This is a genomic window from Ruminococcus sporogenes (genome assembly GCF_054655175.1).
In genome coordinates this window covers 135,783-158,773 of sequence record NZ_BAAHOA010000001.1, presented here as the reverse complement: position 1 = coordinate 158,773, position 22,991 = coordinate 135,783, and the positions used below count along the sequence as shown (strand labels likewise).

Annotated in this window: 19 protein-coding genes; 15 read left to right on the top strand and 4 right to left on the bottom strand. The window is 36.5% G+C overall.

Features of this window, described 5'->3' with window-relative positions:
* Positions 1-99: 99 nt before the first annotated feature.
* Genes ACYQ0N_RS00805 through ACYQ0N_RS00790 form a run of 4 tightly spaced genes read left to right on the top strand, consistent with a single transcriptional unit; the run spans position 100 to position 5,684 of the window.
* Positions 100-2,883: a DNA methyltransferase gene (locus ACYQ0N_RS00805; RefSeq protein ID WP_460161614.1), complete on the top strand. Its 2,784-nt coding sequence runs from the start codon at positions 100-102 to the stop codon at positions 2,881-2,883.
* Entirely contained in the window at positions 2,873-3,103 is a 231-nt protein-coding gene (locus tag ACYQ0N_RS00800) for a hypothetical protein (RefSeq protein ID WP_177532221.1), read from the top strand. The genes ACYQ0N_RS00805 and ACYQ0N_RS00800 overlap by 11 nt, the downstream gene beginning before the upstream one ends.
* A 20-nt stretch (positions 3,104-3,123) precedes the next feature.
* Complete coding sequence (locus ACYQ0N_RS00795; RefSeq protein ID WP_460161613.1) at positions 3,124-4,503, top strand: LA2681 family HEPN domain-containing protein; 1,380 nt, start codon at positions 3,124-3,126, stop codon at positions 4,501-4,503.
* Positions 4,491-5,684, top strand: a complete 1,194-nt coding sequence (locus tag ACYQ0N_RS00790) for an AlbA family DNA-binding domain-containing protein (RefSeq protein ID WP_460161612.1) — start codon at positions 4,491-4,493, stop codon at positions 5,682-5,684. The genes ACYQ0N_RS00795 and ACYQ0N_RS00790 overlap by 13 nt, the downstream gene beginning before the upstream one ends.
* 427 nt (positions 5,685-6,111) lie before the next feature.
* On the opposite strand, the gene ACYQ0N_RS00785 is transcribed toward ACYQ0N_RS00790, so the two are convergent.
* Positions 6,112-6,333: a hypothetical protein gene (locus tag ACYQ0N_RS00785; protein ID WP_177532218.1), complete on the bottom strand. Its 222-nt coding sequence runs from the start codon at positions 6,331-6,333 to the stop codon at positions 6,112-6,114.
* Between the two features lie 437 nt (positions 6,334-6,770).
* Between ACYQ0N_RS00785 and ACYQ0N_RS00780 the strand changes: the two genes are divergently transcribed.
* The 9 genes from ACYQ0N_RS00780 (at position 6,771) to ACYQ0N_RS00740 (ending at position 15,820) form a co-directional block, all read left to right on the top strand.
* Entirely contained in the window at positions 6,771-7,403 is a 633-nt protein-coding gene (locus ACYQ0N_RS00780) for a type I restriction-modification system subunit M N-terminal domain-containing protein (protein WP_460161611.1), read from the top strand.
* A gap of 39 nt (positions 7,404-7,442) precedes the next feature.
* Complete coding sequence (locus ACYQ0N_RS00775; protein ID WP_460161610.1) at positions 7,443-8,207, top strand: HsdM family class I SAM-dependent methyltransferase; 765 nt, start codon at positions 7,443-7,445, stop codon at positions 8,205-8,207.
* Positions 8,186-8,857 (top strand): N-6 DNA methylase, encoded by a 672-nt coding sequence (locus tag ACYQ0N_RS00770; RefSeq protein ID WP_460161609.1) that lies wholly within the window; start codon positions 8,186-8,188, stop codon positions 8,855-8,857. Before ACYQ0N_RS00775 ends, ACYQ0N_RS00770 begins: the two co-directional genes overlap by 22 nt.
* Before the next feature lie 10 nt (positions 8,858-8,867).
* Positions 8,868-9,452 (top strand): hypothetical protein, encoded by a 585-nt coding sequence (locus ACYQ0N_RS00765; protein WP_177532217.1) that lies wholly within the window; start codon positions 8,868-8,870, stop codon positions 9,450-9,452.
* The gene (locus ACYQ0N_RS00760) at positions 9,449-10,720 is read left to right on the top strand and encodes a restriction endonuclease subunit S (protein WP_460161608.1); all 1,272 of its coding nucleotides are present in this window, start codon (positions 9,449-9,451) and stop codon (positions 10,718-10,720) included. The genes ACYQ0N_RS00765 and ACYQ0N_RS00760 overlap by 4 nt, the downstream gene beginning before the upstream one ends.
* Entirely contained in the window at positions 10,717-11,067 is a 351-nt protein-coding gene (locus ACYQ0N_RS00755) for a hypothetical protein (RefSeq protein ID WP_177532215.1), read from the top strand. Before ACYQ0N_RS00760 ends, ACYQ0N_RS00755 begins: the two co-directional genes overlap by 4 nt.
* Positions 11,068-12,009: 942 nt before the next feature.
* Positions 12,010-13,638 carry an HNH endonuclease gene (locus tag ACYQ0N_RS00750; protein WP_460162155.1) on the top strand — a complete coding sequence of 543 codons (1,629 nt, stop codon included), beginning with the start codon at positions 12,010-12,012 and terminating at the stop codon, positions 13,636-13,638.
* A gap of 12 nt (positions 13,639-13,650) precedes the next feature.
* Entirely contained in the window at positions 13,651-14,472 is an 822-nt protein-coding gene (locus ACYQ0N_RS00745) for a DNA-methyltransferase (protein ID WP_177532213.1), read from the top strand.
* Positions 14,453-15,820, top strand: a complete 1,368-nt coding sequence (locus ACYQ0N_RS00740) for a DNA-methyltransferase (protein ID WP_460161607.1) — start codon at positions 14,453-14,455, stop codon at positions 15,818-15,820. Before ACYQ0N_RS00745 ends, ACYQ0N_RS00740 begins: the two co-directional genes overlap by 20 nt.
* A 418-nt stretch (positions 15,821-16,238) precedes the next feature.
* Here ACYQ0N_RS00740 and ACYQ0N_RS00735 read toward each other — a convergent pair whose 3' ends face one another.
* Positions 16,239-18,587 carry a glycoside hydrolase family 9 protein gene (locus ACYQ0N_RS00735; protein ID WP_460161606.1) on the bottom strand — a complete coding sequence of 783 codons (2,349 nt, stop codon included), beginning with the start codon at positions 18,585-18,587 and terminating at the stop codon, positions 16,239-16,241.
* Between the two features lie 146 nt (positions 18,588-18,733).
* On the opposite strand from ACYQ0N_RS00735, the gene ACYQ0N_RS00730 reads away from it, so the two are divergent.
* The gene (locus ACYQ0N_RS00730; protein ID WP_460161605.1) at positions 18,734-19,525 is read left to right on the top strand and encodes an AraC family transcriptional regulator; all 792 of its coding nucleotides are present in this window, start codon (positions 18,734-18,736) and stop codon (positions 19,523-19,525) included.
* Between the two features lie 316 nt (positions 19,526-19,841).
* Here the strand turns inward: ACYQ0N_RS00730 and ACYQ0N_RS00725 are convergent, their stop codons facing one another.
* Positions 19,842-20,474: a dockerin type I repeat-containing protein gene (locus tag ACYQ0N_RS00725; RefSeq protein WP_460161604.1), complete on the bottom strand. Its 633-nt coding sequence runs from the start codon at positions 20,472-20,474 to the stop codon at positions 19,842-19,844.
* 413 nt (positions 20,475-20,887) lie between these two features.
* On the opposite strand from ACYQ0N_RS00725, the gene ACYQ0N_RS00720 reads away from it, so the two are divergent.
* Positions 20,888-22,183: an MFS transporter gene (locus ACYQ0N_RS00720; RefSeq protein WP_460161603.1), complete on the top strand. Its 1,296-nt coding sequence runs from the start codon at positions 20,888-20,890 to the stop codon at positions 22,181-22,183.
* Between the two features lie 360 nt (positions 22,184-22,543).
* Here the strand turns inward: ACYQ0N_RS00720 and ACYQ0N_RS00715 are convergent, their stop codons facing one another.
* Positions 22,544-22,981 (bottom strand): hotdog domain-containing protein, encoded by a 438-nt coding sequence (locus ACYQ0N_RS00715; RefSeq protein ID WP_177532207.1) that lies wholly within the window; start codon positions 22,979-22,981, stop codon positions 22,544-22,546.
* Positions 22,982-22,991 lie beyond the last annotated feature (10 nt).

Below are 22,991 nucleotides of genomic sequence, written 5' to 3'. Positions count from 1 at the left end.
TATTTTAATCAGTGATTTGGATTTGTTGACATTTTTCGCTATGAGCGATATAATTATTATGTATATTTATACCATTTTGCAGACAAGGAGTGCAAAACCATGACCGACACACAGCAAAAATCTGCCGCAAAGGCGTTCTCAGAATACTGGAAAGACAAGGGCAACGAAAAGCAGGAAACTGCACGCTTTTGGATAGAACTGCTCGGAAATGTCCTCGGAGTAGAAAATCCGATCTCCGTTATCGAGTTTGAAAAGCCTGTTGTTGTAGAGAAAAATCAAAAATATATCGACGGCTATATTCCGTCAAACAAAATCCTTATCGAGCAGAAAGGCTCAAACATTTCGTTACGCCGTACTGCCACGCAGTCGGACGGAGAAAAGCTTACGCCTTACGGACAGGCTTTCCGCTATAATAATTACCTGCCCTATGAGGAAAAGGCAAAGTGGATTATTGTTTCCAACTTCACCGAAATTCTCATTTACAATATGAACAAGCCCAACGCCGAACCTGAGCAAATCTTCCTAAAAGACCTGCACAAGGAATATTACCGCCTGAATTTTCTTGTGGATACAGGCAACGAGCATATCAAAAAGGAAATGGAAGTTTCCTTACAGGCAGGCGAATTGGTGGGAAAGCTGTATAATGCAATCCTCAAACAGTATAAAAATCCCGACGACTCCGAGTCCCTCAAAAGCCTTAATATGCTGTGTGTGCGCCTTGTTTTCTGTCTGTATGCCGAGGACGCAGGCATTTTCGGTAAGCATGGAATGTTCCACGATTATCTCCGTCAGTTTGAGGCGAAGTCAGCCCGAAAGGCTCTGATAGAATTGTTTCAGGTGCTTGACCAGAAGGACAGCGAGCGTGACCCGTATCTTGATGAGGATTTAGCTGCTTTTCCGTACGTCAACGGCGGATTGTTTGCGGATGAAAACATAGAAATCCCGAATTTTACGGAAGAAATTATGGACATTCTCCTGGAAAAGGCAAGTGCCGACTTCGATTGGTCAGAAATATCGCCAACCATTTTCGGAGCTGTTTTTGAGTCAACCTTAAACCCCGAAACACGCCGCAGCGGCGGTATGCACTACACCTCAATCGAAAACATTCACAAGGTTATCGACCCGTTGTTTCTTGACGAGCTGCGTGCCGAGTTCGAGGATATCAAGGCGGCGAAGCAGGCGAATGTGCGTGAAAAGCGGCTGAAAGAGTTTCAGACGAAGCTGTCTGAATTGAAATTCCTTGACCCTGCCTGCGGTTCGGGCAACTTTCTGACTGAAACTTATATCAGCCTCAGAAAGCTGGAAAATGAAATTCTGATTGAAATTTACAAGGGGCAGATGATGTTCGGCGATGGCGATTTGAACCCGATTCAGGTGTCAATCGGGCAGTTCTACGGAATTGAAATCAACGATTTTGCGGTGACGGTTGCGAAAACTGCGCTTTGGATTGCCGAGTCGCAGATGATGAAGGAAACCGAGGAAATCGTGCAGATGAGCCTTGATTTCCTGCCGCTGAAAAGCTATGCCAATATCGTGGAGGGCAACGCTCTGCATGTGGATTGGGAGAGCGTTGTGCCGAAGGACAGACTGAATTATATTATGGGTAATCCGCCGTTTGTGGGGGCAAGACTGATGTCTGCCGAGCAAAAGGACGATGTATCATTTATTCTTAATGGTGCAAAAGGTATTGGAAATATTGACTATGTTTCCTGTTGGTATAAAAAAGCCGCTGATATGATGAAAGAAACGGAAGTCAGAACAGCTCTTGTTTCCACAAACAGCATTACACAAGGCGAACAAGTTGCAATTCTTTGGAAGAATCTCTTTGAAAACGGAGTTCATATTGATTTTGCACACCGTACATTCCGTTGGGACAGCGAGGCAAGTTTAAAAGCTCACGTTCATTGTGTCATTGTCGGTTTCAGTATAGCTGAAAACACATCACAAAAACAGCTTTTTGAAAATGGTGCGGTTAAGATTGTTGAAAACATAAATGGTTATCTTGTTGAAGCAGATAATGTGTTTATGGAAAGCAGGAAAAAGCCAATTTGTAATGTACCTGCTGTTGTTTTTGGTAGTATGCCAAATGACAATGGTATATTAAGTGATTTCACAACGGAGGAAAAAGATGAAATTGTAAGCAAATACCCATTAGCCGAAAAAATGTTCAGACGTTTTCTTGGAGCAACGGAGTTTCTACATAATAAGGAGAGGTGGTGTCTTTGGTTAAAGGGTGTTTCTCCTGCTGAAATACTAAAAATATCTCCCGTTAAAGAAGCTGTTGCAAAGGTAAAGGAAATAAGAGAAAGCAGTAACAGAGAAGCAACAAGAAAATTAGCGGACACACCGACTTTATTTGGAGAAATTCGCCAGCCTGATACTGAGTATATTATTATACCTCGTCATTCCTCGGAAAATCGAAAATATATACCATTGGGTTTTGTAAATTCCGACACAATATGCGGTGATGCAAATTTGCTTATGCCTAACGCTACGCTTTATGAATTTGGTGTACTTATGTCAAATGTACATAATGCTTGGATGAGGGTTGTATGCGGTAGAATTAAAAGTGATTATCGCTATTCTGTTAATGTTGTTTACAATAACTTCCCATGGTGTAACCCAACACCCGAACAGAAAGCGAAAATCGAACAGACCGCACAAGCAATTCTTGACGCCCGTGCCCTCTATCCCGACTGCTCTCTCGCCGACCTCTACGACGAACTTGCTATGCCCGCCGAACTCCGCAAGGCTCATCACCAGAATGATTTCGCCGTTATGGCGGCGTATGGGTTTGATAGGAAGATTACCGAGAGTGAGTGTGTGGCGGAGCTTATGAGGAGGTATAGGGAGATGACGGAGGAGAAATACGATGCAAGATGAAAAGTGTGCGAACCTTGATGAACTTAAAAAGCAGATTATGAGTGACATTCAAAGTAAAATACATGAAATATATACTCAGTCTGAAATTAAATACAATGCAAAAGAAAAGTCGGATAGAACGGTGCTTGATTTCTTTGCTTTATTAAACAAGTTAATACCAGCCAGAAAACGAAAAGTAAATTCGATGAAGCTACAGATGAAGGAGATTCGGAAAAACTGAAAATTCTTATTGACGATGTATTGAATATAATCGATACAGAAGACACTGCTTCACAAGCTCAGCTATATTATTCTATCGGCACTGTTTATGGCGATATTGCGCGATTAGAGAAAAGCAGCGATGAAAGCTACATTGAAAAACAGTTATTCTATTTTCGTAAAAGTATTGAATTAATAAATGCTGATGAGTTGTCAGATGAAAAGTATTCTCCTTATATTAATGGATTTAAACTAAGCCTGTATACAAATTACGGAAATGCGTTTGACCATTGCGGAAGAAAAATTGCTGCAATAGAGCAGTATCAAAAAGCTTTAAAGATAGACGGAGGCTTTGGTATGGCTCTGGGTAATCTTGGAATGGCATACAGGCACTATGCAATGATGGTCTCTGATCCAGTACATAGAGATTATATGAATCATTTTGCTTATTTCTTTTTATGTCAAGCAGTAAATAGCAATGATAAAATCGTTCATAGAAATGCGAAAGATTATTTTAGCAACGCTATCAATAGCTATACAGAAGAATATACTCAAGCTGTTTTAATTCCTCCTCTGGAGATCCCCCAATACAATTATGACAATGAAGAAGAACTAAAATACAGAGAATGGGCATTAGAACATAATTTGTTTTTAAACCCTTTGAACGATTTACCTGTCAATGAATTTTGCTTTGCGGCTGATGTTTTGCAATTGCCGAACATGATTGTAAATCTCAACGACAAACCTGTTTTTCACGGAATGTTCAATCAAATTAAACAAGATTATATTTTTGCAAGGTATCAATTCTACTGTGGAATACAGCAAAATACAGAAACCCATTTTGCAGACAAAGATACATATCTTTTGAATTTTGCCGATTATCCGCAATATTCTATACGAGTTGAAATGATAAAATCCGCATTTAGAACTTTATACTCATTATTAGACAAATACGCTTATTTTATGAATTATTATTTTGGTTTGGGTATAGAAGAACGAAGAATTACATTTCATAATGTCTGGGCTAATCCTAAAATGGCAAGTTTATATGAGCAAAATAACAATTACATTCTTAACGCATTACGTTGGATAGGAAAGGACTTTTATAACAAATTAATGGATTCTCCTAATCCCTATGCAAAGAAAACCTGTACAATCCGTAATGCTTTGGAACACAAATACACAAAAGTTTATTGGGATTTATTTTATGATAGAATAAACGGAGAAATAGATAATTTAGCATTTTATATATCAGAAGCAGAACTTATCGGCGAGACTATGAAATTGCTTCACATAATCAGAGAAATCATTATCTCTATGGTTTTGGCTGTAGGGATTGAAGAAAAAGAACGTAATAAGGACAATACTAAAATTGCAATACCGTTTACTTTCGACCAGTATGAAGACGAATGGAAGATATAAAGGGGGGCGATTATTTTATGAGCGGCAATAATCTCAAAATGGAAATATTGGATTTAATATCATCACGGCAAGAAGGCTCTTATTGGGATTTTAAACAAGAACATCACAAGAATACTGCTAATTTGTTGCACGATATTATTTGTATGGCTAATAATCCTTTATGTAATCAAGACGGTTATATAATATATGGAGTATCGGATAAAACTGGGCAAATAATCGGAATTGAGAATGATTCATCGCGCAGAAATCAAGAGCATATTATAAGTCAACTAAAAAGCAAAAGTTTTGCAGCGGGAATACGCCCAATTGTGCGATTAATAACTCTACATATCGACGAACACGAAATTGATGTTCTTGTTATAAAAAACACAATGGATACGCCATATTATCTTACATCCGATTTTAGGGATAAGGAACGTGTTGTAAGAGCCAATCATATTTACACAAGGGTGAGTGATGTAAATACAGATATTGATAAAAGTGCGGATAAACATATCGTAGAAGCATTATGGAAAAAGCACTTTGGCTTAAATTTAAATCCTTTTGATAGACTTAAACTTCTGCTTGCGGATAAGAGCAACTGGGAAACAAGTGAAGACCAACATTATAATAAGATTTGCCCAGAATTTACATTGTGTCTTGAAGACGATGACGATAATGGCTTATATCCTGAATTCTATGCATATAATATGACAAATTCAAATGTTCATTATGGTATGCTATATGCAAAGTATTATAATACTACTTTATATTCAAGACAAACCGTAACATTGGATGGAGGAAGATATATTACAGTAGTTCCAAATTGGGATTTCATCCCTTACGATGAACATCATCACAATTTTGACGGTTTCAAATATTTTATCAAGGATGACATATCTTACATTTTTAACCAGTATTTGCTTGAAGATAACGGTGATGCAGAATATGCATATAAGTGTTTTAACGAGGTCATTTTATTATTCAACTCTATAAATGAGGAAAAGTGCTTTGTAAAATACATCGAAGACAATCTGGAGTTGCTTGAACGTGAGATTGAGTTGGATAAGCATAAGTATACATATATTGAACCACAAAATCCAAATGCTCAGAAAAAGATTGTAAGAGAATTAAAACTTGGAAAAGCTTTGAAGTCAATTTATGAACAATGGGTTGTTCAAGTTGATTTGATGGAATACTAAGTTGATATCATCAAAAAAATAAAAGCAGCTTAAGTAATAAGCCGCTCTTAAATACTAGAGGTATTCATAAAACCTGTCCTTTATTTGTCCTTTGATAATACGAAAACTTGCGATATTTTTTAGGACGGCGTAAAAAGTTAAGTACCTTTAAATCACGTAGTTACGCCGTTTTTTCAATATCTTGCTAAGTTATAAAATTAGAAAAATTCATTTCAATTCCCGTATGGGTCACCAGCACAGATACTCTCAAATGGCTATTTTAAGCTGTTTGGGAGTTTTCTTTTTGTCTGAAAAATAGCGATGGGTCTTACGGCAATGTCAGGTTTCCTGCTGTTATTTCGGACAAAACCTAAAAATCATAGCAATCTGCTGTAAGTATGTAATCCGAAGCTCTGACTTCGGATTTTTTGCTGTTAGGAATCGAGTTTTACCGTGAACAACGTTTTTTCACAAGCTTGTCCTGTTGCTGTTCAGGCGGTGAAATATCGTGCTGTTGCTCCATTAGTTCCAAAAGCTTGCCAACATAACATTTCTGAATATATAAATATTGACCTCCGTTTGAATTTGGGTAAACGAAAATCGGAATATTCATTTTCTCCGCTTCACTTTGCAGTTTTTCAAAGTCAGCATACCCATCTGAATTTACCATTGCTGCGTCAAAAAGCGAACATTCCAGTTGAACTTATATCGTTTCACGAATTGTAGAATTACGGTTATCCTTAATCTCAACAAGCGAAGCTTTAATCCTTTCAATCTACATATCAAGATTTGTCAAAGCGATCCGCCTGTGCCGACTTTTAATGCCTTTCACTTATTAGGAAAAAAATCAGGATTTTTTACGGTCGATTCGGGAAAGTTTTTTGTAAATTCTCTTATTTACACAAAAGAATATTATTTGAAGCTCTTATGTTTGTTTGGTTTTCTGTGGTGTAGCAAAAAAGAAGCTGCTTTCCCATTTAAGAAAAAACAGTATAATTCATCATTTAGTTGATTTTTGTTTAAATATACAGTATAATATATTTTGGAAAATTATAATTAGATTTTTTGTTAATTCTTGAATCTTTTGAAACAAACAGGAGCTATGCAATGAATAGTAATAAAATTGATGTGATGTGGGACGATACTCCAATTGACGTTACCACTGAAGTAAATTTCATTTGGTCTATCGCTAATAAATTGCGTGGTCCATATCAGAGCGATAAATATAAAGATGTCATTATCCCTATGACTATTATCCGCCGTTTTGAATGTGCGTTAGAAAAAACAAAAACAGATGTGGTATCAAAATATAAAACAAGTCCTAAGTTTCCTGCAAAGGCTATGCAAAAAATATCCGGTTATCAGTTTTATAACACAAGTGAATTTACACTTTCTGAACTCGTTAACGACTCTGACCATATTGCCGCAAATTTTAAAATCTATATAAACGGTTTTTCTGCAAATGTTCAAGATATTATCAAAAGTCTTGATTTTGATAAACAGATTGATAAAATGGATAAGAACAACCGACTCCTTGCTGTTATAAAAGCTTTCTCAGAGCTTGACCTAAATCCGCAGACCATTGACAATGTAAAGATGGGATACATATTTGAGGAGCTTATACGAAAGTTTTCTGAAAATGCCGAGGCAGGTGACCATTACACAGGAAGAGATATAATTAAGACGATGGTAAATATTTTGCTTGCCGAAGGTTGTGATGATATTTTCGACGATTATTAAGAAATAACTATACTCGACCAAGCTTGCGGAACAGGCGGTATGTTGTCCACAGCATATAACTTTATCAGACGTTATAATCAAACAGCAAGCGTTCGTTTATTCGGACAGGAAATAAACCCCGAATCTTATGCTATATGTCTTGCAGAAATGCTTATAAAAGGACAAAATGCTGAAAACATCCGTTATCAGGACACTATGAAAGCTGATTGCTTTACCGATACAAATATGCGTTTCGTGATTGAAAATCCTCCTTTTGGCACTGCATGGGGAGGAAAAGACGCAGCAGAAGGCGTGGAAAAAGCTGTAAACGATGAGTACGCAAAAGGATTTGAGGGGCGTTGGGGCGCGGGACTTCCCAGCTCTGGTGATATGCAGCTGCTGTTTATACAATCAGCTGTAGACAAAATGGACGATAAGCTTGGACGAGCAGCTATTATTGAAAACGGTTCTCCGCTGTTTTCGGGTGGAACATCTTCCGGCGAGAGTCAAATCAGACGCTGGCTGCTTGATAAAGACCTTATTGAAGCTATTATCGCTTTGCCAACCGACCTTTTCTATAACACAGGTATTGCAACATACATATGGGTACTTTCTAAAAACAAACGTGAAGAACGCAAGGGTAAAATTCAGCTTATAGATGCTTCTAATATTTATCACAAGTTGAGAAAAGCTCTCGGAAACAAAAAGAATGAAATTACACCGAAGATCGTTCCAAAATTACACATCTTTATGCTGATTTCAAAGAAAATGAGCTATGCAAAATTTACAAAAATGAGGAATTTATGTACCGTGAATATACTGTAATGCAGCCGTTACAGCGCAGCTATGCCATTACGATTGAACGTATTAACAATATGGTTGCTTCGGGTGCATTAAATTCTCTTTATGACGCTGCAAAAGTTGCTAAACTTGAAAATGCTGAAGAACTGACAGGCAAAGATAAAAAGAAGCTTCAGAATTATTTGGATAATAAACCTGTTTGCGAAGCGATTATGCAGGCATTATACGATAATGTTTCCGATGAGTTGTTTATGTCGCCAAAACCTTTCCTAGAACATCTTTCTTTCGTTTTTTCAGGTACGAATATTGATAAAAAGCTGATTGAAAAAATCGCACACGGGCTTTCTGTGATGGATAAGAATGCTGAAATTCAGCGTGATAAGAAAGGTAACGTCATCTACGACAAAGAAACCAAAGACACGGAAATTGTAAAGTATGAGGAAGATATCGAAACGTATATGAAGCGTGAAGTTCTCCCTCATGTGCCTGACGCACAGTGGTTCTTTGAAGAAAACATCAGCGCAAAGAAGCCTGTTATCAAAACAGGCGCAGAAATTCCGTTTACACGATATTTTTATAAGTACCAGCAGCCAAAGCCGAGCGAGAAGTTGGAAAAACAGTTCCTTGAACTGGAGAAGTCGGTTAGTGAAAGAATTACTAAATTGTTTGGGTAAGGAGTATTTTATGGCAAGAAATAAATCTAATAATTCACAATATATCAAAACAGATATTAATTATGATAAGTTAGCAGAGGCGATCGTAAAAGCACACAAAAGAATTAAAGATACTGAAGAAAAAGAGGCACAAAGAAGAGAAAAGAAAGAGAGAGAAGATTGGCTCAAAACAATTGGTTGCAAAGAAATAAAAGATGATTGGATTTGGCGTAAGAAAAAATGGCAATCTTTCAAAAATGACTACGCATCGTTTAAATCTATTATTACATACAAAGCCAAAGATGCTAAAACACCAAGATTGTCTTTTGAATTAATTCGACTTGGAACAAGTATGATTTATGTAATAAGTTATCTGATACTTTACATAATAGCAGTGTTTTTTCTGTCAACCTTAATTTTTTTAACTGGTTTTGATAAAACCTATAGCATACTTGCGATACCTGCCTTTTTGTTTGCACGTATAATCAGAATTGCTGAATTGGAAGTTAAAAATTTAAAGGACAGAGAATTGTTGAATACAATTTTTACAGCAAATATGACGTTTATAGGTGTTGTTCTTGCTGCTGTAGCTATTATTGTTGAGGTGTTTTCATGATGAAAATGAAAGATAGTGGCATTGAGTGGATTGGGGAGATTCCTGTTAATTGGAGTTTAATAAAAGGTAAATACATATTTGTTCAAAGAAATCAAAGGGGCAATCATATTGAATTACAGTTACTTTCTCCAACACAGAATTATGGTGTTATTCCTCAATGGAAATATGAGAAATTGTCTGGAATGGTTGCCGTTAAACTAAATGAAAAAGCTGATTTAATGCAATTTAAAACAATTCACAAAGGCGATTTTTGTATTAGTTTACGTAGCTTTCAAGGCGGTTTTGAGTATTCTAAATATGAAGGTGTTGTTTCTCCTGCATATCAAGTGTTCTATCCTATTACAAATATTTATGACGGATATTATAAATATTTATTTAAAGATAGAGGTTTCATTGAAAAAATCAACTCATACACTATGACACTAAGAGATGGAAAAAATATTGCTTTTAATGATTTTGGCAATACATATATACCATTCCCTCCTTTTTTTAAACAACAATCCATCGCCAACTACCTTGACACCCAATGCACCGAAATAGACAATCTCAAAGCCGACATTCAAAAACAGATTGAAACTCTTGAAGAATATGAACGTTCTGTTATTACAGAGGCGGTTACAAAGGGCTTGAATCCTGATGTGGAGATGAGGGAGAGTGAGATTGAGTGGATTGGAGAAATCCCCAAGAATTGGAGAACAGAAAAGGTAAAGTTCCATTTAATTAGAAAAGAGCCAAGAAATCCTGGAAATAAACAAGTACTATCTGTTTATAGAGAATATGGCGTTATTCCGAAAGATAGTCGAGATGATAATCATAATGTAACATCCGAAGATACATCAAAATATAAATATATTGTACCTGATAATTTTGTCATAAACAAAATGAAGGCGTGGCAGGGGTCAATGGGCATATCTGATTACGAGGGAATAGTTAGTCCTGCATATTTTGTCTATGTTTTTACTGATAATTCAATTGTTCCGAAGTATTTGCATTATCTGTTTAGAAACTGCTATAAAGACGAATTTAGACGAATATCCGGCGGTATAAGAGAAGGACAATGGGATTTATCGCCTATAGAATTCGCAAATACAATTTTATTAATTCCACCACAAGAAGAACAAGCACAAATTATTGATTTTTTAGAAAAAAAGATTATTGAAATCGACATTATTATTTCCGAAAAGAAACAACAAATTGAAACACTTGAAGAATATAAAAAATCGCTCATTTTTGAGTATGTGACGGGAAAGAAGGAGATCGCACAATGAACAACATCCTAACCGAAAAAGAATACCAGCATGAAATAATGGATTACCTCAAAGATAATAACGGTTATATTATTCGTAAAAGCAACGATTTTGACCGCCGTTTTGCAATTGACCGTGAACTGCTTTTTAAATTTCTGAATGATACTCAGTCTGAAACAATGGACGCTCTGCGTAAAATTTATAAGACTGATTTTGAGGATACCCTTGTAAATTTCATCAATACGGAAATGACAAAAGCGAGCGGAGGCTTGATTAGCGTACTCAAACATGGTATTGAGATTTCCAATCAGAAGCTGGAGCTTATGTACACCAAGCCCGCAACCACATTCAACAAGAATTTGCTTTAGGGAGGAATAAATTGTAATGTAGCTGTAGAATGTCAGGAGCTAAAAATGGCTGATAAACCATATGTTTTTGAAAAATAACACTACAGAGCGAAAAAAACCAGTGGGCATTGAGTTTTTTGCTATATTTCGGCGTGATTGATATTGCGTGAATATTTTTGTAAATTTATTCGTTTTTTACACCGTCTTAACCTTGAAATTTGACAAATTTTATGATATATTAAATAATGAGTTATTATACATATTTTAGTCAGTGCACGATTGAGTTATCATCTACAAGGTGTGCAAAACGAAAGGAACTCTATCGGGAAAGAGAAAAGAGGAAAGATTATGTCTAACGGTGAAAACACAACATTTTATGATGAATTTGCAAACTCATTGCTTCCTGGTAATTATGCCTTAACTAAATCAATGGAATTAACAAAAGTGCAGAATTCTGGCACATTGTGGTATACCAAAAAATTTCTAACACTTTACTACTATATCTTTTTATCTAATGATATAATGACAAAAACATATCAGCAGAAGGTAATAGAAATTTTTGACGATTTCATAAATAGTTTACCTTCAGAAGTTCAGGAAAATGCTGAAAGGTATTTTTATCCCGAAAACGAAGCTATAAATTTTAAATCCGAACATTTTAATTTATTTTCGAATTTTGCAAGTTATAATATATTCGAAAATCAGGATGAAAGGAATTCTTATTATCAAAGTGCAAAGAAATATTATTTTTCATTACTTATGGGATCTGGTGGACAATCTGGCGTAAAGAAAATGTTAAAGGAAGCTGTTCAGGAGCCTGGATTTGTCTATTCACGCAAAAACATTGATAACATTATACTTAGCGCGGTAATCGATGTATGTATGCGTACAGCGAATGCGAATCAAAAAATTTCTGATAATTCTGTAAAATACATTTTATCAGATAAGGCAATTGAAAAGGCTATGGAAAAAGCTGCTAATAATCCTATTGACGAAGCAGATATCAAGCAACTTATTAAGGATTACCCGCATGATAGGCCTAATTATCGAGGAATTGAAAACGATATGATTGCTTTTATTCGCAACGAGCGTCAAATTTTATATTACTACGGTTATTTTCATTCAAAATCAACAGGCGCTACGGACTTTGAATTCAGCAGTTTAACTCCAATAGGTGAGTTGGCGCTTAAAGCGAATGCAAATGAATTTCTCATAATCTGGGAACACCAGAAGATTAAAATGATTTCTCAACCAGCAACGGCTGATATTAATCAAATCCCTTCTAAAGTTAATAAGCCCCAGAATTTCGGTATTAGCTATACTCCATATTTAGATATTTTAGGTTATGTATTTCGTCAAGATTCAATGTCGCTCGAAGCATATAAGTATATTGTTTCCAGAAAAAAGCATTGTTTTGATAAAAATTTATGGGAGACAGAAGAAAACAATATACTTTGTCATTTGGATGAAATCATGAAACAAGTTAATATGTTTGGACGGCAAAGAGATAAGGCTGATGAAGATGGTCGCAAAGAATTACTTAAATACCTTTTAGGACTAAGAAGCGATTTGCCAATGGATGCAGGTTTGAATCCCTTAGGAATTCTTAAGTTTAGGAACTCAATTGTATATACTGATTGTAAAGATACTCTTACCTTAATATACAATGTCTACTCAAAACTAAATGATTATAAAGTGCAAAAATATGAAAGCGTGTTTAAAATTGTTGAGGGCGATTTACGTAAGAGGTATATCAAAACTGTTGCTGGTAGTTCAACAGCTATTGATAGTAAAGTAAAAATCCATTGGGACCTTTATAATATTCACCCCGACAATATGATTTTGCTATCAGTTGCAATAACATTTGCAGCTATTTCTTTGAATATCAGTAATGTAGAGGATATGAACAGAAAAAACATTAACGATGTTAGTAAATTTTTGGAGACGAATTTTACAAATCTTTTAAAGGTAATGGGAATACGTACACTTCCCAAGATAAAAAAAGAAGTTCAAACTGCCGTATCGTCTATTAGAAATAATGATTATTCAAGTTACTTGAATATGAACGACAATAAAAACGAGCAAATTATTGCAAATTATAAAACGCAAAATGCTGCTGATTTATTTACAAAAATCGAAAAAATATCCGCAAGCGCAACTGTTGTGTCGGCGGAAAACAGAGAAAGAAATGCTACGTTGGTAAGCATGCTTAAATCATATTATCTGAAATGCTATTCGGAAAATAACATGTTAAAGTGTGAATGTTGCGGCGAAGAAACATTCATTACAGCTGCCGGAGAGCCGTATGTAGAATTTCACCACTTGATTCCGTTTAACATTGCTTATGGTCCTGATCATTATCTGAATTTGTTTGCATTGTGTCCTAACTGTCACAGAAAAATTCATTTTTTACATATTGATGACAAATGTGGACCATATGAAGACCTAAGTAACAATAACTACATGCATCTCTGTTTCACCGAGAGGCTAAAGACTCTGCGAGGACAGAATTTGCTTAAATCGTATCATCTTGAATTTTTGCTTGCTGATAATGCGATAACACTTGATGAATATAATGATATTGCTGCGTGAGGTTGATATATAATGAATTTACAAGATATTAAACATCAAATATTCCACGCTAAATCGAATGAATTACTTAAGGATTTCCCTTCAGAATGTATAGATTTGGTTGTAACAAGCCCTCCTTATGATGACCTTAGAGATTACGAAGGCGTTGTTTCGTGGAATTTTGATATCTTTAAAGAAATTGCCAAAGAGGTGCATCGTGTAGTAAAACTTGGCGGTGTTGTCGTTTGGGTCGTTGGAGATAAAACGGTCAAAGGACGTAAGTCGCTTACTAGTTTTAAACAAGCGTTATATTTTCAAGAGATTGGTTTTGATATGTATGATGTGATTATATATGAAAAAGCCGGCTCTGGTCCACCTCATCCAAATAGATATTTCAATTCGTTTGAATATATGTTTGTATTGAGCAAAGGCAAGCCAAAAACAATTAATATACTCAAAGACAAGCCAAACAAATGGGCTGGACATACAACTTACGGTGAAATTACTCGAAGAGAAAAAGATGGAACGCTCACTAATAAAGGGAAAAAAGTTATAAATAAATTCGGAGTACGCACAAATATTTGGCGTTATGCAAACGGAAAGGGTTTTTCAACAAAAGATTCATTGGCATATAAACATCCTGCAATTTTCCCTGAAAAACTTGTTGAGGATCATATTCACTCATGGAGCAATCCTGGCGACATTGTACTTGATCCATTTGGAGGCAGCGGAACGACAGCTAAGGTAGCTCAACTTATGAATAGAGAGTGGGTCTTAATTGAAGCTGTAGAAGAGTATTGTAAAATAGCAAAAGAGAGAATGGAGATTATTCAAAATGCAGGCAGTGATAACTAACACATGCTATACAAAAACTGTATTGCTACTTAAATCTGAGTATGATAATTTATCAGAAGACGGCTGCTTTTACGCAATTGTTAGAACGGAATATGACGATAAAGGCAATGTTATTTATGATTTTATGGATATATTATCAGCTGCTATTGAAATAGGATATACATATATAAACACAATTGTATACCCTTCATCTATTGCCCAAAATGTTGCTTTTAAAGATAATGCAAAATATGTAGTGTGGCTTTGCAAAAATCGTTCGATTATGAAATTCAATAAAGATGCCATTCGTGAAAAACATATATGGAAAGACGTGGAATGGGGTAAAAGAACAAAAAATTATAATCCGAAAGGAAAAGACCCCGGAAACGTTTGGATTCCGACTGAAGATGACGGTCATGCTAATATTACAGAACATATTATGCTTGATGATGATGGTGTGATTTCACGGCTTTTAAACATGTCTGATTGTGGAAATGATTACTTGCTTATACAAGATGATTTTGTTTCTTCTAACATTTTGCCTGCAAATACCGACAATTCTTGTTCGCTGATTTCTCAGCAAAATAGCAAAGTGATATTTAAATCTTCTGAAAACATGTTCGATGTTTTAGATGGTTCTGTTAAGCTTGTAGTTACTTCACCACCATATTGGAATTTAAAGGACTATTTTAAAAAAGGTCAAATTGGTCAGGAAAGATATGATGTATACCTTGAACGCATGAAAGCGGTTTGGACACAGTGTTATAACAAACTATCAAAAGATGGTTCTCTTTGGATTAACATCAATATTCGTATTCAAAATGGCAAAGCAATAACTATTCCGCACGACTTTGTAAAAATCTGCTGTGAAATAGGCTTCTTTTATAAAGGAATAGTTATTTGGCACAAATCTTCCGGCATTCCAACTGGAGATAAAAACATTGTGGACCGTCATGAATATGTATTGTTGTTTTCAAAGAATGAACAATTTGAAGTTAATCATGCTGTATTTGATGGATATTGTGATTATAAAAATGAAAAGTTGAATGGCGGAGCATTCTGGAATATTAATCGTAAAGCTGGAAGTGTTGGTAAACAGTATATCCATCCTGCAATCTATCCCAATAATTTAGTAGAACGAATTATTAAGGCTACAACTAATATCGATGATACTATTTTAGATCCGTTTCTTGGTAGCGGCACTTCTGTTATTGCTGCTGAACAGTGCAATAGAAAATGCATAGGATTTGAATATAATGAAGATTTTCAAGAATTAATGCAATCAAGATTTTCTCAGGAAATTCCAGAAAGCAAAGTGGAGTTTGTTAATGAAACTCAGTCCAATTCGAATTTTGGAAGTAATGCTTGAAATAACTAGTATCATCGCTATAGGGCGAAGATAAATTTGTGATATGTCAACGGAATTAAAATTAAGCGCAACCGCTATAAACAATGGTATTAAGTATCTGAAAGAAATCAGTCTTGCAAGCAGAGCAGGCTCCAAGAAGAGCGGTCGTTAGTAAATAAAAGTCCCGGCTATCGTCAGGATTTACTGTAGAAATATGTATCATATTGATGTAAAAACTTCTGAACTTGATTACGGGTCACCATATTGTTGTTATAAAAGAGGTGAACATTCAAACAGCGAAAAAACGGAAAGCGGTGTTATGTTCCCCGCAGACTGCAAAACGCAGCGGACAATTTTTTATACTGCCCGCCGCGCTTTATTTAAAATATAAAATTTTGATCCTCCGTTTAAGCAGTAGGAGATAATCTTAACGCCGTTATTACTGATTTAACAACATTCTTTTCAATATTATAATATCAAAGCAATTTATAAAGCCGTCCTTATTAATATCGGCGATCTCAGTCTGTTTTTCAGTCAAATCCGATTTTCCCAAAATATAATGCTGCAGCAAAACCAAATCTGCCGTATTTCTTTCACCGTCGGAATTAATATCTCCCTTGATCTCGGTTTTTTCCGTTTCCGTCAATGATAACAAATAGGTTAGGGGTGAATTCCAGTAAATCGTGATTTCATTGGTGGAATAGCTTTCGGAATGATCTATATAGCACTTTGCAGCGGGACTGTTTGAAAGGTAAGCCTTTGCGGCGCTGTCCTCTTTGGCTGAATTGACTCCTCCTACAAGCATTCCTTTCATTGCTTGTCCGGCAACCATCGACGGTCTGTGATGCGGATTCTGCGGAGATACCGTTCCATAACCTGTAACAAAGCATACTCCGTTTGGATTTTTGCCCAAAAGATAATTGAGATTTGATTCCGCCGCGTCAAGATATTTGCTGTCGTTGGTCAGGTCATAGGCAACGCCAAGTAAAACGCCGGCATTTGCAACCGTCATATTGCTTCCCCAATTAAATTTAGTTATTGCCACTCCATATGGAGTAGACGTAGTTGTTTTTAAAAATAAATCAGCCTGAGAAATAACAGAATTCTTAACCCTTGTGTATATTTCTGAGTTCTTATCAATATCCTTCATAGTCAGAATTGCAAAACTGCCGTAATTTCCTACAGTTGTCCAGTCCTGACCTGTTTTTACGCCGTTTTGCATAATATATTCAAGATACACATCGTTTCCTGTAGCGCGGTAAAGCTGTGCGGCTGCCCAATACCGTTCGTCCTTATCGGAGCTGTCCCCGTAATCGCCGGTGGTTATATCTGAAGGATCCTCAAATATCAAATTAGGATTTTCATTTAAATATCCCCATGCCTTTTCGGCAGCGTTAATGCATGTTTCCGCAAAAGCTCTGTCTATATCGTAATAAAATTCGTATGCCATCGCCATTGAAGCGCAGAAATCTGCCGTTGCCGTTGTGGAAATAGGAGTTACAATTAATTGATTCGTTTCAAATTGCGGCATTATATAGCCGGGGAAATTCTGACATGTTACCTTATGATAAACTCCGCCTGATTCCGACTGCATTTTTAGCATCCATTCAAGCTCATATCTGACTTCGTCTAAAATATCGGGTATTCCGTTTCCGCTTTCGGGAATACCTATATCGTCGCTATAAAGTTCAGGAGCAGCCTCATAAGCGAAAAGCAGATCCGCAACTGCTTTTGCTCCCGGAACAACATATCTGCCGTAATCTCCGGCGTCATGCCAGCCTCCCGTAACGTCTATTTTTTCGCTTGTCCCGTAAATAACAGCTTCCGTATTATGGCAGGCGGGATGACTGAATACGCCCTCCTCAACCTCAGCGCCGCACCTTTGCAGATACAGCATTCTGACGGTATCGTCCAGCAGATTATCATAAACCGCTTCTGAAATCTCAAAGGTATAGGAATCATCTAAGTTTCCGCACGATATATAATAGCTTCCCGGTTCCGTTACCGATGTAAAATCTCCGAAATAATCGGTTTCATCTGCGCTGCTGTTTACAGTTTTACCATAAAGCTCTCCCGTGTAAACCGTCTTGCCGGTGGCAGAATCAATTACAGAAAATTCAGTTTCATCCGTCACTTCGCGGAAAACCGCCGTTTTCTTGCTATCCGGTTTATAGCCTACCTGATTTATAACGATTGGCGGCTCGTAAGCCTTGAATTCGGTATAATCAACCTCGCTGTCGTCTATCAGCTCCAATGATACGTTGTCGAGATAGATAGTATGCTCCGGCAGCTCATTTCCTTGATTTCCGCAGTTAAAAACCAGCTTGGACATAATATCTGTTTCCGAATTCATAGTAAAAGTGTAATCTATAGTCTGCGGCTCAGACGTTATATTAATCCCTTTCCAAGTATAAGCCTTGTATGTACCGCCGTTTTGCTGAATCATTTCTTCAACATAACGGTCTACGGTAGACGATATGTCAAACTTCAGGCGGTAAACTCCGTTCTGATACAGCGGCACAATGTCGTAATATACCTGAACGGAATAGTTTAATGTGCCTAAAGACGTAATATTTAAGGCAAGACGTCCACTATCCACAGAGAGGGAGGCGTTTCCGCCGCTTTCCTTATATGTGCCCCAGCCCGTGGTATTATAATCAAATGTAGAATTGGTTATGATATTATTTGATTCAGCCCATGCCGCCGACGCGGGTATGGATGCAGTTAAAATAATTCCCGAAGTAACAGCGGCAATTATTTTAATCAAAGTATGTTTTCTTTTTCTCATAAGTGTTCCTCCTTAATTATAATATTTTTGATTAAAACGATATTTTCATTCACAATTTCATAATTTTATTATATATAATTGACAATCCAAATGCAATGATATATAATACAAATTATAGCGCATTTTGTGCATAGGAGGGATTTTTGATGATTATTAACAATGTCGGCTACAATCATTGCCATGACGCTGATTTTTTTATAAACCGCCCGGAGGGCAGCGGAGATTATCTGCTTTTATTATTAAAAACTGACGCGGTTTTTATTCTGGATAATGCTGAAACAATCATACCGAAAAATTCTGTTTTCATATATCCAAAGGGTATGCCTCAATATTATAAGTGTCTTCCTCAGCAGACCTTTGAAAATAACTGGATTCATTTTCTTTTTGAGCCCGGAGAGGAACAGGAATTTTTAAAGTTAAACATTCCCTACTCTACGCCGATCAAAATAGACAATATTTATTTTCTTGATTTCTGCTTCAAATCCATAGCTTATGAATTCGGCTCATGTAACCTTTATAAGGATAACAGCATTTCTAATTTCATATCGCTGATATTCAATAAAATAAGCGAGCGCTTAAATCAGGAAAGTATGGCTATATTAAGTTCTAAGCAGGAAATGCTTGTTACTATAAGAAATAAAATATATAGCAAGCCATTCGAATCCAGAACAGTTGAAAGCGCCGCGCACGAGGTTCGCATGTGCAAATCTGCATTTCAGCACTCATATAAAGAAACCTTCGGAGTAACGTTTATTGAAGATCTGACAGAAAGCAGAATAGCTTACGCTAAAATGCTGCTTGCCACAACTAATTTGTCCGTAACTGAAATCGCCTTTCAGTCCGGTTATAAAACATATGCCCATTTTACAAGGCAGTTCAGGAAAAAATGCAATTTAACGCCGACGGAATTCCGTAGTCTTTTGCAATCAAACCGCTAAATCAGATGATATATAATGTAAATTTATTTAAAATAGATTTACAAGCAGCATTTGGGATAAAAGTAAGGATCTACAGTAAAAGCAAAGATGATAATTTTGAATTATTGTCATATAACTAAAAGACCTGAATCCTGTTTAAATTCAGGATTCAAGCCTTCTTAATCTGCCTAATGAATTTTGTGACCGACCTTTTAAGGTAAATCAAAATCAGGCAGTTTTTAATCATTAATTTTACTTATCAACTATTGAATAATAAACCTTTTAATTACCGAAGCGTAAACAGGGCGTATGTAAGTAAAGATATTGCAGCTATACCTTAAAAGTTATTGATATTGCCCACGCTGAATTGTGAAATTATAGAGCAGTCTCTCGCATTTACTTTTCCGTCATTATTAACATCGGCCGCAAGAAGCGCTTTTTCAGTCGGCTTCGATGATGAAGAGCCGCCTACAGAAACGCTGGCAAGATAACTGGACAAAGCGCTTGCGTCATTATTATTTACATAACCGTCCTGATTAAAATCTCCTACTAATACGTATATAGGAGTTATTGTAGCTCCATTGCTTGTTGTGTAGGTATAATTTACGTTAAAATTAGTAACAGATGTAGAAGTACGCCATGTAGACATTGATAGATATCCTTCTCCGTTAACATCGGGATTACCCTTATAGTTTGTAGACAAAGCGTTTAACGCCGATGAATAACTTGAGAAGAAATTAGAACTGTTTACGATAAGCTCCTCTTGAACACTTGAGACAAATGTATAATTATTTATATTTCTTACTGTGCTGGTATACCATGTCATATCCAGAGTAGCAACCTTTTCATAGATACGCCATGTGTGCTTTTGTCCTGAATAGTAAGCGCTCGTATGACTGAGACCGCATAATGAAACAGCAGAAGTAAATGCAGTCAAAACAGTGATAAACTTTTTTAAAATTTTTTTCATTATTAAAACCCTTTCTGCCTTAATATGGTTATATTATATACCATATTTTTACAACTGTCAATATCATAATTAAATCTTTATTCGATTTTTTCTGTTATTTAAAAACGCAGTTCAAACCATTACACAAATTAAAAGAGAAAATGTTATACGTTAATACTAATCATTTTAGTTATAGCAGTGTAAATTAACGCTTCTGTCAAAGGCGGGCGCGTCTTAATACGCCTTGACAATTCTAAGGGATATGGTATAATTTTAATAGTAAAAAAAGAGGGATAACGCTATGCTTTTATGTATTGACAATGCTCTGTGCAGGGTTTAACGGAACAGACCTGAACAGAGCGGAATAATTTCTGTTCCGAAGCCTTGCACACTGATTTGAATAAATAAAAATCAAGTTAGGAGTAAGGTTAAAAATGAACAATTTATATAAAACGTTTAAAGAAATGAAAATATTTCTTATCCTTTGGCTGACTCAGTCGTTTTCGGCTTTGGGCAGTTCTATGACGGCTTATGCGTTGATAATCTGGTCATATAATCAAAAAGGCTCTGCGCTTGCCACCGCTTCGCTTATGGTGTGCTCATATGCGCCTTATGTGATTTTCAGCGTATTCGCCGGCGCGCTGTCAGACAGTTGGAACAAGAAATTTACAATGCTTGTCTGCGACAGTATTACCACATTGACAACGATTATCGTACTTGTCCTTCTTATCTCAAACCGTCTTGAAATATGGCACATATACGTTATCAACGCAGTGGGCGGAGTGATGAATACCGTTCAGTCGCCTGCCTCGGAGGTTGCGGTAACAAAAATACTCCCCGAAAAATATTACCAAAAAGTCGGCGGACTTCGTTATATGTCAAACTCGGCAAACACTATTCTTACGCCGATTATTACAACTGCGGTTATCGGCTTTTTCGGGCTTGAAGCGGTTATCTGCATAGACCTTATCACCTTTGCGGCGGCATTTTTGACTCTGCTTTTATTTATAAAAATTCCCGAGGATAACAAACGGTCGGAAGAACGCGATAACTTTATCCGCTCGGTAAAAAGCGGCGTGATATGGCTGAAAAATCAGCAGGGTGTTTTTACGCTGATTTTATTTCTCGCCGCAATCAATCTTGTTGCTTCTATGTATAATGCCGCATTTCCCGCAATGCTTTTGTCACGAAACGGCGGCTCTGAGATAACAATGGGAATTATCAATACTGTTATCGGTATAACAACCCTTATCGGCAGTATTTTTGCCTCTATTGCAAAGCCTCCTAAAAATAGAGTACGGGTGATCTGCAACTGTCTGCTGTTTTCAATGAGTACGGAAAACCTGTTGCTCGCTTTGGGAAACAACGCATTGATATGGAGTATCGGCGGATTTCTCGGCTGGATTACAATACCGCTTATGAGCGCCAATATGGAAGCGATTCTGCGTCTTAAAATTCCTGAAAATATACAGGGAAGGATTTATTCCGTCAGAAATTCTCTGCAATTTTTTACCATTCCTTTGGGATATTTCCTTGGAGGCTTTGTGGTAGAATTCGTATGTGAGCCGATAATGGCAAAGCAAAATGAAAACGTTCTTACATATATGTTCGGTACAGGTAAGGGAAGCGGCGCGGCGCTGTTCTTTTTTATTATTGCGTTTATAGGAATAGGCGTATGTCTGTACTTTAGAAATAAAAAGTCTCTGCGCCTGCTTGACAAAGAAGATTAATTTATTGAACAGAGCTTTTTTCTGTGCAAAGAGTTTTGGACTTCTGCGCCGATCTCATATGAAACTGTTTAAGCGTGCGTTTTTTACTTTGTCATAAATTGACATAAAAAGACGCTTTGCCCAATATCACTTTTGTGATACCATACAAAACGGTATTTGAGTTTCTATATATGATGTTCTAAATAAAAAAGACGGATAAAGGTATTATTTCCTTTATCCGTCTTTTGTTCCTAAATATAATTGCTAAATATGAATCGGCAATAGTTTCTTTATGATGCCTATAAACTCATTTGCGACTTTTTCTAAATACCAACTACCGCCTTCCGTCTGCTTATAAACCTCTTATTTGAAAGTTAAGCTCTATTTATTTCTTAACTTTTCTTCTGTTATTAGGGAATCAAAAACAGCTAATGTGCTTGTTCCTTTAAAGGCAAGTTTTCCATCAGGGCGAACTATTTCAACTTCAACTACCGCTATTTTCTTTCCATATTTCAAAACTTTACCCGTAACCATTAAATACTCATCTGTTGCAAAGCAAGGGCGCAGAAAATTTGCAGAAAAATTAACGGAAGAACATTCTCTGCCGTATGTATCGCAAGCGCCGCTTGCGGCAATATCTGCTGCCGCAAGCAAAAATCCGCCGTGAATGGTACCGACATTGTTGGAGCAATCCTCACCGGGAACAACCTTAAGTACGAATTTTCCTTCATCGGCTGAAATAAGCGTTGAACGGTCAAAACCTCTTATATCACAAACATCTTCTTCAAGATATTTCATAATCGTTTCATCAATCATCATAGTCCCCTCC